At 56.3% G+C, this 17,216-nt stretch carries 14 protein-coding genes and 1 pseudogene; 8 read left to right on the forward strand and 7 right to left on the reverse strand.

The features are described from left to right. Window positions 1-5: 5 nt before the first annotated feature. The 7 genes from panF to msrP form a co-directional block, all read right to left on the reverse strand. A complete protein-coding gene (gene panF / locus LGL98_RS02290) occupies window positions 6-1,457 on the reverse strand; it encodes a sodium/pantothenate symporter (RefSeq protein WP_136031226.1) in 1,452 nt (483 codons plus the stop codon). Continuing rightward, window positions 1,447-1,689: a DUF997 family protein gene (locus tag LGL98_RS02295; RefSeq protein WP_136031004.1), complete on the reverse strand. Its 243-nt coding sequence runs from the start codon at window positions 1,687-1,689 to the stop codon at window positions 1,447-1,449. Before LGL98_RS02295 ends, panF begins: the two co-directional genes overlap by 11 nt. 110 nt (window positions 1,690-1,799) lie before the next feature. Further along, entirely contained in the window at window positions 1,800-3,149 is a 1,350-nt protein-coding gene (gene accC / locus LGL98_RS02300; protein ID WP_004174096.1) for an acetyl-CoA carboxylase biotin carboxylase subunit, read from the reverse strand. A 10-nt stretch (window positions 3,150-3,159) separates the two neighbouring features. Continuing rightward, a complete protein-coding gene (gene accB, locus LGL98_RS02305) occupies window positions 3,160-3,627 on the reverse strand; it encodes an acetyl-CoA carboxylase biotin carboxyl carrier protein (protein ID WP_136031007.1) in 468 nt (155 codons plus the stop codon). A gap of 22 nt (window positions 3,628-3,649) precedes the next feature. Then, the gene (gene aroQ / locus LGL98_RS02310; protein WP_136031009.1) at window positions 3,650-4,102 is read right to left on the reverse strand and encodes a type II 3-dehydroquinate dehydratase; all 453 of its coding nucleotides are present in this window, start codon (window positions 4,100-4,102) and stop codon (window positions 3,650-3,652) included. 232 nt (window positions 4,103-4,334) lie between these two features. Beyond that, a complete protein-coding gene (gene msrQ, locus LGL98_RS02315) occupies window positions 4,335-4,934 on the reverse strand; it encodes a protein-methionine-sulfoxide reductase heme-binding subunit MsrQ (RefSeq protein ID WP_136031011.1) in 600 nt (199 codons plus the stop codon). Then, the gene (gene msrP, locus LGL98_RS02320; protein ID WP_136031013.1) at window positions 4,934-5,935 is read right to left on the reverse strand and encodes a protein-methionine-sulfoxide reductase catalytic subunit MsrP; all 1,002 of its coding nucleotides are present in this window, start codon (window positions 5,933-5,935) and stop codon (window positions 4,934-4,936) included. Before msrP ends, msrQ begins: the two co-directional genes overlap by 1 nt. Before the next feature lie 216 nt (window positions 5,936-6,151). Here msrP and LGL98_RS02325 point away from each other — a divergent pair. The 8 genes and pseudogenes from LGL98_RS02325 (at window position 6,152) to yhdP (ending at window position 17,158) form a co-directional block, all read left to right on the forward strand. After that, window positions 6,152-6,343 (forward strand): annotated as a pseudogene (locus LGL98_RS02325) (hypothetical protein). 78 nt (window positions 6,344-6,421) lie between these two features. Further along, entirely contained in the window at window positions 6,422-8,362 is a 1,941-nt protein-coding gene (gene csrD / locus LGL98_RS02330; protein ID WP_136031015.1) for an RNase E specificity factor CsrD, read from the forward strand. Between the two features lie 305 nt (window positions 8,363-8,667). Further along, on the forward strand, window positions 8,668-9,711 hold the full coding sequence (gene mreB / locus LGL98_RS02335) for a rod shape-determining protein MreB (RefSeq protein ID WP_002918653.1): 1,044 nt from the start codon (window positions 8,668-8,670) through the stop codon (window positions 9,709-9,711). A gap of 70 nt (window positions 9,712-9,781) precedes the next feature. Further along, window positions 9,782-10,774, forward strand: a complete 993-nt coding sequence (gene mreC / locus LGL98_RS02340) for a rod shape-determining protein MreC (RefSeq protein WP_004206242.1) — start codon at window positions 9,782-9,784, stop codon at window positions 10,772-10,774. Next, window positions 10,774-11,262 carry a rod shape-determining protein MreD gene (mreD, locus tag LGL98_RS02345; RefSeq protein ID WP_025713010.1) on the forward strand — a complete coding sequence of 163 codons (489 nt, stop codon included), beginning with the start codon at window positions 10,774-10,776 and terminating at the stop codon, window positions 11,260-11,262. The genes mreC and mreD overlap by 1 nt, the downstream gene beginning before the upstream one ends. A gap of 7 nt (window positions 11,263-11,269) precedes the next feature. Beyond that, on the forward strand, window positions 11,270-11,851 hold the full coding sequence (locus LGL98_RS02350; RefSeq protein ID WP_136031017.1) for a Maf family protein: 582 nt from the start codon (window positions 11,270-11,272) through the stop codon (window positions 11,849-11,851). Between the two features lie 2 nt (window positions 11,852-11,853). Beyond that, window positions 11,854-13,323: a ribonuclease G gene (gene rng / locus LGL98_RS02355; protein WP_004206239.1), complete on the forward strand. Its 1,470-nt coding sequence runs from the start codon at window positions 11,854-11,856 to the stop codon at window positions 13,321-13,323. A gap of 37 nt (window positions 13,324-13,360) precedes the next feature. Further along, window positions 13,361-17,158 carry an AsmA2 domain-containing protein YhdP gene (gene yhdP, locus LGL98_RS02360; RefSeq protein ID WP_136031018.1) on the forward strand — a complete coding sequence of 1,266 codons (3,798 nt, stop codon included), beginning with the start codon at window positions 13,361-13,363 and terminating at the stop codon, window positions 17,156-17,158. Window positions 17,159-17,216 lie beyond the last annotated feature (58 nt).

The following is a 17,216-nucleotide window of genomic DNA, read 5'->3' on the forward strand; positions in this document are numbered from 1 at the left end:
ACTCTTTATTTATCAGTAGTCAAAATGGGGGCCTGTGGGGCGGAACGACCGAAACGGTTCCCCGCCACAAACGCCAGCAAACTCAGCAGCAGCGCGGGAACTATCGGGTGAAAGCCCAGAAGCTGCACTTTCAACGTCGCCAGTACGGCATACAGGACGCCGCCCACAATCATCGCGCTTAGCGCGCCAGCCGCGTTGGCGCGTTCCCAGTAAAGGCCCAGCACCAGCGGCCACAGGAAGACGGCTTCCAGGCCGCCGAAGGCCAGCAGGTTCAGCCAGATTATCATCTCCGGCGGCCGCCAGGCCGCGAGCAGCAGCAAGACTCCCAGCAGGAGCGTGATGCCGGCGGACATGCGTTTAAGCCGCTTTTCGTTAGTCGCCTGATCCGGCCGCCAGTTCAGGTACAGATCTTTGATGATCGTAGCGGAACTTTGCAGAAGTTGGGCATTGATCGTCGACATAATTGCCGCCATCGGCGCGGCAAGGAAGATCCCGGCGGCAAAGGGCGGAAGCACTTTAACCATCAGCGTCGGGATCACCAGATCCGGCACGGTTAAATCGGGGATCACCGCCCGGCCTAATGCGCCAGCCAGATGCATACCAAACATCAGGATCGCCACCACGATGGTGCCGATAATGATGCCGCGATGTACGGCTTTGCTGTCTTTGTAGGAGATACAGCGCACTGCGGTATGTGGCAGACCAATAACGCCGAAGCAGACCAGCACCCAAAACGAGGCCATAAATGTTGGCGAGAGGATATCCTCCGCGCCCTGCGGAGAGACCAGCTTGACGTCGATCGACTGCAGCGTCTCTACCGCGTGACCGATGCCGCCAGCCGCGTGGATCACGCCCGCCAGTAGCACGATCGTGCCGATCAGCATCACCATACCCTGCATCGTATCGTTGAGCACGCTGGCGCGAAAGCCGCCATAGGCGGTATACAGCGCAATGCTTATCCCAAAGATCAACAGTCCGGTGTCGTAGGGAATACCCGCAGCCGTCTCCAGCAGCCGGGCGCCGCCTATAAACTGAACGGTCATGGCGCCGACAAAGGCCACCAGCAGACTCAGGCTGGCGAGCCAGACCAGCAGGCGGCTCTGGTAGCGCGCAAACAGCATGTCATTGAGAGTGACGGCATTATAGCGACGCGCAAGGATAGCGAATTTTTTTCCCAGTACGCCCAGCGACAGCCAGATGGCGGGGAGCTGGATCATCGCCAGTAGCACCCAACCCAGGCCGTATTTATAGGCGGCGCCCGGCCCGCCGATAAACGAGCTGGCGCTGATATAGGTGGCGGTTAGCGTCATGGCCAGCACGAAGCCGCCCATCGAGCGGCTGCCAAGAAAGTACTCATTGAGAAAGCTACCTGAGGCGCGTTTTCTCATGGCATAGAGGGATAAACCGAACACCACCACCAGGTAGGCGATCAGGGGAATAATGACCTCAAACTGCATCATCGTCCTCCAGAGAAATATCGCGAAAAACCAGCTTGACCATCGCCCAGCACAGCAAAATAAACAGCAGCGGTACCAGCAGGCAGGCCATTTCAAACCAGTGGGGCAGGCCGGTAAAACCGATAGCGACCCCCGGCAGATACGCCGCCGCCAGCCAGGCAGCAAGATAGAGAAGGGTCAGCCACAGCGCCCAGCGCGCTTCTTTGTGGGCCTGAACAAAGCGTTTGTCCATTTTTTGTCCCTTGAGGATGAAGAAAGCGGGGATTGTACCGCATGGCATAGATGAGGAGAGAGAAAAAGAAAAAAGGCCGGATTAACCGGCCTTTTGCAGCGAGTACAGGATTATTTTTCCTGCAAACCGAGTTTTTTCTCCAGATAGTGGATGTTAGTGCCACCATGCTGGAAGTTCTCGTCGCTCATAATGCGCATCTGCAGATCGACGTTGGTTTTGATGCCATCGATGATCAGCTCCTGCAGCGCATTCTTCATGCGGGCAATCGCCACGTCACGGCTTTCGCCGTAGCAGATCAGTTTGCCGATCATGGAGTCATAGTACGGCGGTACGGTGTAACCGGCGTAAATATGAGATTCCCAGCGCACGCCAAAGCCACCCGGCGCGTGGAAACGGGTGATTTTGCCCGGGCTCGGCAGGAAGGTGTTCGGGTCTTCGGCGTTGATACGGCATTCCACCGCATGGCCGCGAACCACCACTTCATCCTGCTTGATGGACAGCGGCTGGCCAGCTGCGATACGCAGCTGCTCTTTGATCAGATCAACGCCGGTGATCATCTCAGTTACCGGATGCTCTACCTGAATACGGGTGTTCATTTCAATGAAGTAGAACTCGCCGTTTTCGAACAGAAACTCGAAGGTACCCGCCCCGCGGTAGCCGATATCGACACAGGCTTTCGCGCAACGCTCGCCAATGTAGCGACGCAGTTCCGGGGTGATGCCCGGCGCCGGCGCTTCTTCGACCACTTTCTGGTGACGGCGCTGCATGGAGCAGTCGCGCTCAGCCAGATAGATAGCATTACCCTGACCGTCTGCCAGCACCTGAATTTCGATGTGGCGTGGGTTTTCCAGGTATTTCTCCATGTAGACCATGTCGTTGTTGAACGCCGCTTTGGCTTCCGCTTTGGTCATGGAGATGGACTGAGCCAGTTCAGCGTCGCTACGCACAACGCGCATACCGCGACCGCCGCCGCCGCCGGAGGCCTTGATGATCACCGGATAGCCGATACGTTTGGCATGGGCGCGGTTAGCGTCCATGTCGTCGGTCAGCGGGCCGTCAGACCCCGGCACGGTTGGAACGCCGGCTTTCTTCATCGCGGTGATCGCGGACACTTTGTCGCCCATCAGGCGGATGGTGTCGGCTTTCGGGCCGATGAAGATAAAGCCGGAGCGCTCAACCTGTTCAGCAAAGTTGGCGTTCTCAGAAAGGAAGCCATAGCCCGGGTGAATAGCTACCGCGCCAGTGATCTCAGCGGCACTGATAATAGCCGGGATGTTGAGATAGCTTTTTACGGACGGAGCCGGACCGATGCAGACCGTCTCATCCGCTAACAATACGTGTTTTAGATCGCGGTCCGCAGTGGAGTGCACAGCAACAGTCTTGATGCCCAGTTCTTTACAGGCACGCAGGATGCGCAGTGCAATCTCACCACGGTTAGCGATGACAATTTTATCCAGCATGTTCGCCTCGTTACTCGATAACTACCAGCGGCTCGTCGAATTCTACTGGTTGGCCGCTTTCGATCAGAATGGCTTTCACCACGCCGGCTTTGTCGGCTTCGATCTGGTTCATCATTTTCATCGCTTCGACGATGCACAGGGTGTCGCCCACGTTAACTTTCTGGCCAACTTCCACAAACGCTTTTGCGTCCGGGCTCGGCGTGCGGTAGAAAGTACCAACCATCGGGGAACGTACGATGTGACCACTGATTTCCGCTTTCGCCGGCGCTTCAGCGGCGGCAGCTGGAGCGGCAGCCACCGCGGCAGGTGCCTGAGGCTGCATCATCGGCGCAGCATACGCCTGCTGCATAACCGGATAGCTTGCGGCCGGTGCAGAGCGGCTGATGCGAACAGACTCTTCGCCTTCAGAAATTTCCAGTTCGGAGATACCTGATTCTTCAACCAGCTCGATCAGTTTTTTAATCTTACGAATATCCATGAGTGGGTTCCGTACTCTTTGTTTAGTGTGATTGTGACAGGCGTTTTACCGCCGTCTGTAAAGCGTATGAATAGCCGTCCGCCCCCAGTCCGCAAATGACGCCAGCGGCGACATCTGACAGATACGAGTGCTGGCGGAAGGGTTCGCGTGCATGCACATTGCTCAGGTGAATCTCGATAAACGGGATGTTCACGGCAAGCAACGCATCACGGATTGCTACGCTGGTGTGCGTGAACGCGGCCGGATTAATCAGGATATAGTCCACGTTGTCTTTAGCCTGATGAATTCGGTCGATTAACGCATACTCCGCGTTGGACTGCAGGTGATCCAGGCTCACATTCAGCGCCGCCGCTTCAGATGTTAAACGGTTAACAATTTCAGCCAGCGTGAGGGTGCCATACTTCTCAGGCTCGCGCGTTCCGAGCATGTTAATGTTTGGCCCATTCAAAAGCAAAATGTGAAACTTGTCTACCATCGTGTGGCGATCTCCTGCCATTTTCGGGTAAAAAACAACATATACCTTCAATGCGCCCTTGTCACCTTTTCCGGGTCAGAAAACCCCGTCAGGAAAACCAAAGTCGCACATTATAACGATTTCGTAGCAATTGGCAGCTAAATACTGGTCTTATCAGGGAAGATTATCAACCGCTATCTGAAAAAGAGTCACGGTTGATAAAGGATCTGCGGGAAACTGCACATTACCGGATTCAGCGCCACCACTGGCGGAACTTCTTATAACGCCATACCAAAAGCACCACCGCCAACAGGGCATAAATGAGGGGCTGGGGTGAGACGATCTTTACTGACCACAGGTAGTGAATCGGCGCGAGGATCGCCACCAGATAGACGAAGTTGTGTAAAAGTTGCCAGCGACGACCCAGTTTTCGCTGCATCGCCTGCGTCGAGGTTACCGCCAGCGCCAGGAGAATCGCCCAGCAGACCATGCCTAACGTCAGGTAGGGGCGAGTGATAATCTCCGAGCCCAGCAGCGCCAGATTGTTAATGCCCAGCTCCAGTAAGGTATAGCTGGTCAGGTGCAGCGTCGCCCAGGCAAAACACCATAAACCTAACAGGCGGCGAACGCGAATCAATAATGGCTGCTTCGCATAGCGCGCTAGCGGAGATACCAACAGCGTCGCCAGCAGAAACTTAAGCGCCATTCTGCCGGTAAAGTGCTGGATATCCTTGGCCGGATCGGCGCTAAAGTAGCCCTGGTGCCCGGCCCAAAATAACCAGATCAGCGGCAAAAAACCCGCCAGGTGAAGTAAGACTTTTAACCAGGCGATCTGTTTGACGGTGAAACGCACTAGAAGTTCTCCCGCAGGTTCATGCCGCGATACAGTGAGGCCACTTCGTCGGCATAGCCGTTGAATAGCAGTGTCGGCTGACGCTTCACGTCGAGTACGCCGCCGGCCCCGATAAACCGTTCGCTGGCCTGCGACCAGCGGGGGTGATCGACATGGGGATTGACGTTGGCAAAGAAACCGTATTCGTCGGGTGCCGCCATATTCCAGGTAGTTGGCGGCCTGTCGCGAGTCAGTTCGATGCTGACGATGGATTTTATGCCTTTAAAACCATACTTCCACGGTACAGTCAGGCGGACCGGCGCGCCGTTTTGCGGCGGCAGCGCTTTGCCATATACACCGACGGTAAGCAGTGTCAACGGATGCATTGCTTCATCCAGGCGCAGCCCTTCCACATAAGGATAAGCGAGTCCCCCGCCGATAAAACGATCTTTCTGCCCTGGCATTTGCTCCGGGGCGTAGAGGGTTTTGAAGGCTACATAGCGTGCGTTGCTGGTGGGCTCCACCAGCGCTAACAGTTTATGCAGCGGGAAACCGACCCAGGGAACTACCATCGACCAGGCCTCCACGCAGCGCATACGGTAAATGCGCTCTTCCAGCGGAAAGCGTTTGGTCAGATCGTCATGGTCAAGGGTCAGCGGCTTCGCCACTTCACCGCCGATGGCCAGTGTCCAGGGATCGGTGCGCAGGCTACCTGCGTTCGCCGCCGGATCGGCTTTATCGAGGCCGAATTCATAAAAGTTATTGTAACCGGCAACCTTATCTTCCGGGGTAAGCGTCAGCTTTGACTGCCACTCGGCGGGCCTGGCAAAGTCGAGTGCTTTGCCGGCCGGAGCCGGCGGGCGATCGTGACCTTTAAACCAGTCCAGCAGATCGGCCTGTGCGGTAGCGGGTAGTGAAAGCGCGGTCGCGCTGATGCCCAGTATTTTCAGCACCTGGCGCCGCTTCAGCATAAAAACGGATTCGGCCGTGACGTCGGCTTCCGTCAGTATTTTTCTTTTCATGGTGTTCTCCGTCATGCGTTTCCCTAAGCATGACGGAGACGGCGATTTATCGCGAATATGTCACGAAAAATTGCACATTAAGGATATCAAACGCCGCCCTGCCAGGTGCGCAGAAGACCAGGAATCATCGGAAAGTGGCACAAGACGTTTCCTTTACCGCGCATGACCCGGCATCTTTATCAGGCAAAAGGGGTCACAAGGTAAATCCTCAATACTGTGCGCCGCTGGCGCGGGGTTGCCATCCAGCGTCTAAAATTAAAGCGCCTGTGGTGCAGGCCGTAGGTGGGCGACGATTGGCAAATTTTTTCTGCCGACTATACTCGCTATCGGCATACTTTCGCCGATAATACGCATTCCATTGCCAGACTCGCCATCTTTGATAGTATGCGTCGCGCTTTAAAAGGTTAATGCTAGCGGCAAGGCGCGCGCCGGCAGGGGGCCTGATGGTTCATCGGGCAGTTATTCACTCGCGGAGTTAACACAGGGATGCGATTAACGACGAAGTTCTCAGCCTTTATCACGCTGCTAACTAGCCTGACCATCTTCGTCACGCTGATTGGTGCTTCGCTGAGTTTTTATAACGGTATTGAGAACAAGGTCGCAAACCGTGTGCAGGCGGTGGCAACGATGCTGGATAACCGGCTCATCACTACCTCGTTTGACCGGCTTGAGCCGCAACTGGATGAGCTGATGACGCCGATCGAGATCGTGCATATCGATTTCATGCTGAACGGCAAGCCGCTCTACAGCCATTCCCGACCCGATAGCTATCGCCCGCTCGGCAGCCATGAGCAATTCCGTGAGATCACGGTTCCGTCGCTTAAACATCCTGGTATTACGCTGCATCTGGTCTACGTTGACCCGATGGTGAACTATTTCCGTTCACTGTCGATCACGGCTCCGTTGTCGATCTCCATTGGCTTCATGGTGGTGATTATTTTCTTCGCTGTTCGCTGGATCCGCCGCCAGTTAGCTGGCCAGGAGCTGCTTGAGCTTCGTTCCACGCGCATCCTGAGCGGCGAGCGCGGACCACAGGTGCGCGGGTCGGTCTATGAGTGGCCGGCCAGCACCAGTAGCGCGCTGGATATGTTGCTGTCGGAGCTGCAGTTTGCCAGCGATCAGCGCAGCAGGATGGATACCCTGATTCGCTCCTATGCGGCACAGGATTCCAAAACCGGCCTGAATAACCGCCTGTTTTTTGATAATCAGCTGGCCACGTTACTGGAAGATCAGGAGAAGGTGGGCGCCTACGGCATTGTCATGATGATCCGTCTTCCGGAGTTTGATTTGCTGCGGGACAACTGGGGACGGGCGGCAGCCGAAGAGCATTACTTTACGCTTATCAACCTGCTCTCTACCTTTATTATGCGTTATCCCGGCGCACTACTGGCGCGCTATCATCGTAGCGACTTTGCCGTGCTGCTGCCGCATCGTACGTTAAAAGAGGCGGATAGCATCGCTGGACTGTTGCTGAAGGCCATGGACGCGCTGCCACCGACGCGCATTCTTGATCGTGACGATATGATGCATATCGGCATTTGTTCTTTCCGCAGTGGGCAATCGACAGCGCAGGTCATGGAACATGCAGAAGCGGCGACGCGTAATGCGGTGTTGCAGGGTAGCAACAGCTGGTCGGTCTATGATGACACCCTTCCGGAGAAAGGCCGCGGTAACGTCCGCTGGCGGACGCTGATCGAACAGATGCTCAGTCGCGGCGGGCCGCGGTTATATCAAAAACCTGCTGTCACCCGTGACGGGCGGGTGCATCACCGCGAACTGATGTCGCGGATGTACGACGGTAAAGAAGAGGTGATTGCAGCGGAATACATGCCGATGGTGCTGCAGTTTGGTTTGGCGGAGGAGTATGACCGCCTGCAGGTGACGCGCCTGCTGCCATTTTTAGGCTTCTGGCCCGAGGAAAACCTGGCTCTGCAACTGTCGGTAGAGTCGCTGATCCGTCCGCGTTTCCAGCGCTGGCTGCGCGATGCCCTCATGCAATGTGAAAAATCGCAGCGTCAGCGGATTATTTTTGAACTTGCTGAGGCAGATGTTTGTCAATATATCGGCCGCCTGCAGCCCGTTATGCGATTGGTTAACGCCCTGGGCGTTCGGGTGGCAGTGGTTCAGGCGGGATTAACCCTGGTGGGAACCAGCTGGATCAAACAGCTGGATGCGGAAGTGATCAAACTGCATCCAGGGTTGGCGCGCAACATCGAAAAGCGCAGCGAGAACCAGCTGCTGGTGCAAAGCCTGGTAGAAGCTTGTAAAGGCATGCCTATGCAAGTTTTTGCCACGGGCGTACGCAGCCGTAGCGAGTGGTTGGTACTGTCTCAATGCGGTGTCACGGGCGGGCAGGGGGAATTTTTTGCCGCCTCACAGCCACTTGACACAAATGTGAAAAAATATTCGCAAAGATACTCGGTTTGATCTGCCGTTTAGCGTGATTTCACGTAGAATAACGCGCGCCATCGTGAAGGGGGTGTGCTTGTCTACCTGCCGGATCATCGCAATGTAAATGCCAGTGAACCTCCTTTGACAGGTTACAAATTCAGGCGTGGAGCGCTGCTGAAGATTTCAGCAATGAACGAAGCCGGAAAAATTTGTAACAAAGGAAATGAACTGCACTAATTTTCACCGCAGCAGGTGATTTTTGCGCCTTGTCGCTGCTGCGTGTGGTTGGTAAAGTAAGCGGATTTTGTTTTCCGCCCCAGCTTTCAGGATTATCCCTTAGTATGTTAAAAAAATTTCGTGGCATGTTTTCCAATGACCTGTCCATTGACCTGGGTACCGCGAATACCCTTATTTACGTAAAAGGACAAGGCATCGTATTGAATGAGCCTTCCGTGGTGGCCATTCGTCAGGATCGTGCCGGATCGCCGAAAAGCGTCGCTGCCGTGGGTCATGAAGCGAAGCAGATGCTCGGCCGTACCCCGGGTAATATCGCGGCGATCCGCCCGATGAAGGATGGCGTTATCGCTGACTTCTTCGTGACGGAAAAAATGCTGCAGCACTTTATTAAGCAAGTGCACAGCAACAGCTTTATGCGCCCGAGCCCGCGTGTGCTGGTCTGCGTGCCGGTTGGCGCCACCCAGGTAGAACGCCGTGCCATTCGCGAATCCGCGCAAGGCGCAGGCGCTCGCGAAGTGTTCCTGATTGAAGAGCCGATGGCGGCAGCGATTGGCGCAGGCTTACCGGTTTCTGAAGCAACCGGCTCTATGGTGGTGGATATCGGTGGTGGTACTACCGAGGTGGCGGTCATCTCCCTGAACGGTGTGGTCTACTCCTCTTCGGTACGTATCGGTGGTGACCGCTTCGACGAAGCTGTCATCAATTACGTGCGTCGTAATTATGGCTCCCTGATCGGTGAAGCGACCGCCGAGCGTATCAAGCACGAAATCGGTTCGGCTTACCCGGGCGATGAAGTACGCGAGATCGAAGTTCGTGGCCGTAACCTGGCGGAAGGCGTGCCACGCGGCTTTACCCTGAACTCAAACGAAATTCTTGAAGCGCTGCAGGAACCGCTGACCGGCATCGTGAGTGCGGTTATGGTTGCCCTTGAGCAGTGCCCGCCGGAACTGGCTTCTGATATCTCTGAACGTGGGATGGTTCTCACCGGCGGTGGTGCGCTGCTGCGCAACCTGGACCGTCTGTTAATGGAAGAAACCGGTATTCCAGTCGTGGTTGCAGAAGATCCGCTGACCTGCGTAGCGCGTGGCGGCGGCAAGGCGCTGGAAATGATCGACATGCACGGCGGCGACCTGTTTAGCGAAGAGTAGTCAGCCTGAAGGTCCGGGGTGGCATACGAGCTGCCCCTGGTCTTTACTGACACGAGAATACGCATAGCCTATGAAGCCAATTTTTAGCCGTGGCCCCTCGCTACAGATTCGCCTTATTCTGGCGGTGCTGGTGGCGCTTGGCGTGATTATCGCCGACAGCCGCCTGGGTACGTTTAGTCAAATCAGAACGTACATGGATACAGCCGTCAGCCCTTTCTACTTTGTCTCAAATGGTCCCCGGGAATTGCTCGACAGCGTATCGCAGACGCTGGCTACCCGCGACCAGCTCGAACTGGAAAATCGCGCGCTGCGTCAGGAGCTGTTATTGAAAAACAGCGATCTGCTGATGCTTGGCCAGTACAAGCAGGAGAACGCGCGCCTGCGTGAGCTGCTTGGCTCGCCGTTGCGCCAGGACGAGCAAAAAATGGTGACGCAGGTCATCTCAACGGTCAACGACCCCTACAGCGATCAGGTGGTTATTGACAAGGGCAGCGTGAACGGCGTCTACGAAGGCCAACCGGTTATCAGCGATAAAGGCGTGGTGGGGCAGGTCGTGGCCGTGGCGAAAATGACCAGCCGGGTGCTGCTGATCTGCGATGCCACTCATGCGCTGCCGATCCAGGTTCTGCGTAACGACATTCGTGTGATTGCCGCCGGTAACGGCTGTACCGATGATCTCCAGCTTGAGCATCTGCCGGCGAATACCGATATTCGCGTCGGCGACGTGCTGGTGACCTCCGGTCTTGGCGGCCGTTTCCCGGAAGGGTATCCGGTCGGGGTAGTCTCCTCGGTGAAACTGGACACCCAGCGCGCCTATACCGTGATTCAGGCGCGTCCGACGGCCGGGCTGCAGCGCTTGCGCTATCTGCTGCTGCTGTGGGGCGCCGATCGCAATGGCGCTAACCCGATGACCCCGGAAGAGGTTCATCGGGTGGCTAACGAACGTCTGATGCAGATGATGCCGCAGGTACTGCCTGCGCCGGATGCGATGGGGCCGCAGATGCCGGCGCCTGCCACCGGGCTGACGCCCTCTCAGCCGTCGCAGCCTGCAGGGGGGCAATAGTGGCAAGTTACCGTAGCCAGGGACGCTGGGTTATCTGGCTCTCGTTTCTTATCGCGCTATTGCTGCAAATTATGCCCTGGCCGGCAGACATCAGCGTTTTCCGGCCCAACTGGGTATTATTGATCCTGCTTTACTGGATCCTCGCGTTGCCGCACCGGGTGAACGTGGGGACGGGCTTCGTGATGGGGGCTATTCTTGATCTCATCAGCGGTTCAACGCTCGGCGTTCGCGCGTTGTCTTTAAGCATCGTCGCCTATCTGGTGGCGCTGAAGTATCAGCTGTTCCGTAATCTGGCGCTGTGGCAACAGGCGCTGGTGGTCATGCTGTTATCCCTGGCCGTGGATATCATTGTTTTCTGGGCAGAGTTTTTAGTGATCAACGTCTCTTTCCGTCCGGAAGTATTCTGGAGTAGTGTAGTAAACGGTGTCCTCTGGCCATGGCTCTTCCTGCTGATGCGCAAAGTGCGTCAGCAATTTGCCGTGCAATAAGGTTGATATGACAACTCTGTATCTCGCTTCTGGTTCCCCGCGTCGGCAGGAACTGCTGACTCAGCTTGGTATCGCTTTCGAGCGTCTGGTTCCTGGCATTGAAGAGCAGCGCCAGCCGCAGGAGAGCGCCCAGCACTATGTCACTCGCCTGGCGCGCGAAAAAGCGCAGGCCGGAGTGGCGATGGCGCCGCGTGATTTGCCCGTGCTGGGGGCGGATACGATTGTTATTCTTAACGGCGAAGTGCTGGAAAAACCGCGCGATGTTGAACACGCTGCAGCGATGCTGCGTCTGCTTTCCGGCCACACCCATCAGGTCATGACCGCGGTGGCGCTGGCGGACAAGCAGCAGACGCTGGACTGTCTGGTGGTCACGGAAGTGACCTTTCGGCAGCTTAGCGAGCAGGATATCGCCAATTATGTGGCCAGCGGCGAGCCTTTAGATAAAGCAGGTGCATACGGTATTCAAGGGTTGGGTGGTTGCTTCGTCAGGAAGATTAATGGCAGCTATCACGCCGTAGTCGGCTTACCGCTGGTGGAAACGTATGAGTTGCTCAGTAACTTTAACTCACTGCGTAAAGAAAAGGGATAAAGATGACGGCTGAATTATTAGTTAACGTAACGCCATCCGAAACGCGCGTTGCGTATATTGATGGCGGTATTCTGCAGGAAATCCATATTGAGCGTGAAGCGCGACGCGGAATAGTAGGCAATATCTACAAAGGTCGTGTTAGCCGAGTGCTGCCCGGAATGCAGGCGGCTTTTGTAGATATTGGTCTGGATAAGGCGGCGTTCCTCCACGCCTCCGATATCATGCCGCATACCGAGTGCGTCGCCGGTGAGGAGCAAAAGCAATTTACCGTGCGCGATATTTCGGAGCTGGTGCGCCAGGGGCAGGACCTGATGGTCCAGGTGGTTAAAGATCCGCTGGGGACCAAAGGTGCGCGTCTGACCACTGACATAACCCTGCCTTCCCGTTATCTGGTCTTTATGCCAGGCGCCTCTCACGTGGGCGTCTCTCAGCGTATTGAAAGCGAAGCCGAGCGCGAGCGGTTGAAAAAGGTTGTCGCAGAATACTGTGATGAACAGGGCGGGTTTATCATTCGCACCGCTGCGGAAGGCGTTCACGAGCAAGAGATGGCCGCGGATGCCGCCTATCTTAAGCGTGTATGGACCAAGGTGATGGAGCGTAAAAAACGCAACCAGACCCGCTATCAGCTGTATGGCGAACTGGCGCTGGCCCAGCGCGTGCTGCGTGATTTTGCCGATGCGCATCTTGACCGTATTCGCGTTGACTCGCGACTGACCTACGAAGCGCTGCTCGAATTCACCGCCGAATATATCCCGGAAATGACCAGCAAGCTGGAACACTACAGCGGCCGTCAGCCGATATTCGATCTCTTTGACGTTGAGAACGAAATTCAGCGCGCGCTGGAGCGTAAGGTCGAGCTCAAGTCCGGGGGCTATCTGATCATCGATCAGACCGAGGCGATGACCACCATCGATATCAACACCGGGGCGTTTGTCGGGCACCGCAATCTTGACGATACTATCTTCAATACCAACATTGAAGCCACCCAGGCGATAGCCCGCCAGCTGCGTTTGCGTAACCTCGGCGGTATTATCATCATTGATTTCATCGACATGAACAATGAAGATCATCGTCGACGGGTGCTGCATTCTTTAGAGCAAGCGCTGAGTAAAGATCGGGTGAAGACCAGCATCAACGGCTTCTCCCAGCTGGGGCTGGTGGAGATGACCCGTAAACGCACTCGCGAAAGTGTGGAGCATGTGCTGTGCAACGAGTGCCCGACCTGCCACGGACGCGGAACGGTAAAGTCGGTCGAAACGGTATGCTATGAGATTATGCGGGAGATCGTTCGCGTACATCATGCTTATGATTCCGATCGCTTCCTGGTCTATGCTTCCCCTGCGGTGGCGGAAACCCTGAAAGGGGAAGAGTCGCACGCGCTGGCGGAAGTGGAAATCTTTGTCGGCAAGCAGGTGAAGGTACAAATTGAGCCGCTCTATAATCAAGAGCAGTTCGATGTGGTTATGATGTAAGACACCGCGTCATTGTGCGGCTGACAAGGAGAGAGGCGTGAGGCGACTGCCCGGGATTTTATTGCTCACCGTGGCAACATTGATTGTTATCGTCGCGCTGCTGGTGAGTGGCTTGCGTCTCGTGTTGCCTCAGCTCGACGCCTGGCGTCCACAGCTGCTGGAGAAGATCTCCACGCTTACCGGTGCGCCGGTGGACGCCTCGCAGATCAGCGCCAGCTGGCAAAATTTTGGTCCAACGTTAGATGTCCGTGATATTCATGTCGGTCTGAAAGATGGCGGCACAATGGCGGTAAAGCGCGTGACCCTGGCGCTGGACGTTTGGCAGAGCCTGCTGCATATGCGCTGGCAGTTCCGCGACCTCACTTTCTGGCAGTTGCAGGTCCATACTAACACTCCTATTCAGACTAACGACGGTGGTGACAGCCTGAAAGGCGACCGCATCAGCGATCTCTTTTTACGTCAGTTCGATCACTTTACTCTGCGCGACAGCCATCTGAGCTTCCTGACCCTTTCCGGCCAGCGGGCGGAGCTAGCGGTTCCACAGCTGACCTGGCTTAACGGCAGGAACCGTCACCGCGCCGAGGGGCAGCTCAGTCTTTCCAGTCTCACCGGCCAGCATGGCGTCATGCAGGTGCGGATGGATCTCCGTGATGAGGATGGCCTGCTGAATAAAGGCCGGGTGTGGCTGCAGGCTGACGATATTGACGTCAAACCGTGGCTGGGTCGCTGGATGCAGGACAATATTGCCCTGAAAAGCGCCCGCTTCAGCCTCGAAGGTTGGATGACCATTGAAAAAGGCGATGTGGCCAGCGGCGATGTATGGCTGAAAAAAGGCGGCGCCAGCTGGCAGGGCGATAACGAAGTCCATCATTTGTCGGTGGATAACCTGACGGCGCATCTCTCCCACGATAAGCAAAGCTGGGGCTTCTATATTCCTGATACCCGGATCGCTATCGACGATAAACCGTGGCCAAGCGGCGCGCTGGCGATGGCCTGGATCCCGGCGCAGGACGTCGGTGGCAATGATGGTCAGCGAAGCGATGAATTACGCATTCGCGCCAGTAACTTAGCCCTCACTGGCCTCAGCGGGTTACAGCCGTTTGCCGATAAACTGGCACCTTCCCTGGGCGAACTCTGGCGTACCACGCAGCCCAGCGGCAAAATCAATTTGCTGGCTCTCGATATTCCCCTGCAGGCGACCGAGAAAACACGCTTTCAGGTGCAGTGGAGCGATCTGGCGTGGAAGCAGTGGAAACTTCTGCCGGGGGCGGAGCACTTTTCTGGCAGTCTCGCTGGCAGCGTTGAGCACGGGGAACTTCGCGCCCGGATGGCGAAGGCGCTGATGCCGTATGCTGGCGTTTTCCGCGCGCCGCTGGAGATCGCCGCTGGCGAAGCCACGCTCAGTTGGGTGAAAAACGACAAAGGGTTTATGCTCGATGGCCACGATATTGACGTGCAGGCGACGGGCGTACGCGCCCGCGGCGGCTTCCGTTATCTGCAACCGCAGGGGGACGACCCGTGGCTGGGTATTCTGGCGGGCATCAGCACCAATGACGGTGGCCAGGCGTGGCGTTACTTTCCGGAAAACCTGATGGGTAAAGCGCTGGTGGATTACCTCAGCGGCGCGATTAAAGCGGGGCAAGCCAGCGATGCGACGCTGGTGTATGGCGGCAATCCGCATCTATTCCCGTATCCGCATAATGAAGGCCAGTTCCAGGTTTATGTCCCGCTGAAGAACGCCACTTTTGCCTTTCAACCGGACTGGCCGGCGCTAACCGGGCTGAACATCGACCTCAATTTTATCAACAACGGCCTGTGGATGCGGGCGGATAAAGCGATGCTCGGCAACGTGACTGCCAGCAATCTTGATGCCGCGATCCCGGACTATGCGCAGGAAAAATTGCTGATTGATGCCGATATTAAAGGCCCGGGTAAAGAGGTTGGACCTTACTTCAACACCACGCCGCTGAAAGAGTCGCTCGGGGCGGCGCTGGATTCCCTGCAGCTGGATGGGGATGTGAGCGCTCGCTTACATCTTAATATTCCCCTTGACGGCGAAATGACTACCGCAAAAGGCGATGTGCACTTAAAAAATAACAGCCTGTTTATCAAGCCGTTAGATACTACACTGCATAACCTGAGCGGTGATTTCAGCTTTGTGAATGGCGATCTCAATAGTCAGACGTTGAGCGCGACCTGGTTTAATCAGCCGCTGAACCTCAATTTTTCCACCCGCGAAGGTGAAAAAGCCTTTCAGGTGGATGTCGGGATGAATGCCAACTGGCAGCCGTCGCGCACCGGGCTGCTGCCGAAAGCTGTGAATGAGGCGCTGAGCGGCAGCGTCCCGTGGGATGGCAAGGTCGCTATCGAACTGCCGTACCATGGCAATGCCAGCTATAAGGTCGATATCAACGGCGATTTGAAGAATGTGAGCAGTCGCTTACCTTCGCCGGTCAGCAAGCCCGCCGGCGAACCCCTACCAGTCAAAATTAACGTCGTCGGCGGCCTGAACAGCTTCGACCTGACCGGCTCCGTCGGGGCGAAGAATCATATTAACAGCCGCTGGTTGCTCAATCATAAGCTGACGCTGGATAGAGCGATCCTTACCACGGACAGCAAAGGTCTCTCTCCGCTGCCGGACCAGTCTGGCGTTGAGCTTAATTTGCCGCCGATGGATGGTGCGCAGTGGTTGGCGCTCTTCCAGAATGGAGCGGCAAATGAAGTCAGCAGCAGTGTGCTCTTTCCATCACGCATTGTGCTGCAGACGCCGTCGCTGGCGCTTGCCGGTCAGCAATGGAATAACGTCAGTCTGATGTCGCAGCCGGTCGCCGGCGGCTCCCAGGTTGAGGCGCATGGACGTGAGATCAACGCCACCCTGACGATGCGTGATAACGCTCCGTGGCTGGCAAATGTGCGTTATCTCTATTTCAACCCGACCAGCGCCAGCGGCCAGGCCGGGACGGGGAATGCGGTTCCGCAGGCAGAAACGCGGCTGGATTTCCACGGCTGGCCCGACCTACAGCTGCGCTGCGCCGAATGCTGGCTGTGGGGACAAAAATATGGCCGTATCGACGGCGATGTGACGATCAAGGGCGATACCTTAACGCTTACCAACGGCCTGGTGGATACCGGGTTTGGCCGGCTGACAACCGACGGCGTGTGGGTGAACGCGCCTTCCGGGGTACGCACATCGCTAAAAGGCAGACTGCATGGCAATAAAACGGATGAGTTTGCGGATTTCTTCGGCGTTTCCACGCCGGTGAAGGATTCGTCGTTTGATATCGACTACGATCTGCACTGGCGCGCGCCGCCCTGGTCGCCAGATGTGGCGTCGCTCAATGGCATCATTAAAAGCCACCTGGGCAAGGGGCAGTTCACCGATCTGAGTACCGGACACGCAGGACAACTGCTGCGTTTGCTGAGCGTCGATGCCCTGCTGCGCAAGCTACGTTTTGACTTTAGCGATACCTTCAGCGAAGGCTTTTACTTCGACTCGATTAACAGTACGGCATGGATTAAGGATGGCGTACTGCATACCGATGATACCCTGGTAGATGGCCTTGAAGCGGATATTGCTATGAAAGGATCGGTCGATCTGGTGCGTCGCCAGCTGGATCTGCAGGCGGTAGTCGCGCCGGAGATCTCCGCGACCGTCGGCGTGGCAGCGGCCTTTGCCGTCAACCCCATCGTCGGCGCGGCGGTGTTTGCCGCCAGCAAGGTGCTGGGGCCGCTGTGGAACAAAGTCTCGATACTGCGCTATCGCATCACCGGCCCGATTGACCAGCCGCAGATCAATGAAGTGCTGCGCCAGGCGCGCAGCAACAAAAAGCAATGATTTGACGATTGCCGGGAATTGCCGCAATCTCAATAGATAGCCTTCTGTATTTCCGCCT

This window comes from Klebsiella africana, from assembly GCF_020526085.1.
Classification (GTDB): Bacteria; Pseudomonadota; Gammaproteobacteria; order Enterobacterales; family Enterobacteriaceae; genus Klebsiella; species Klebsiella africana.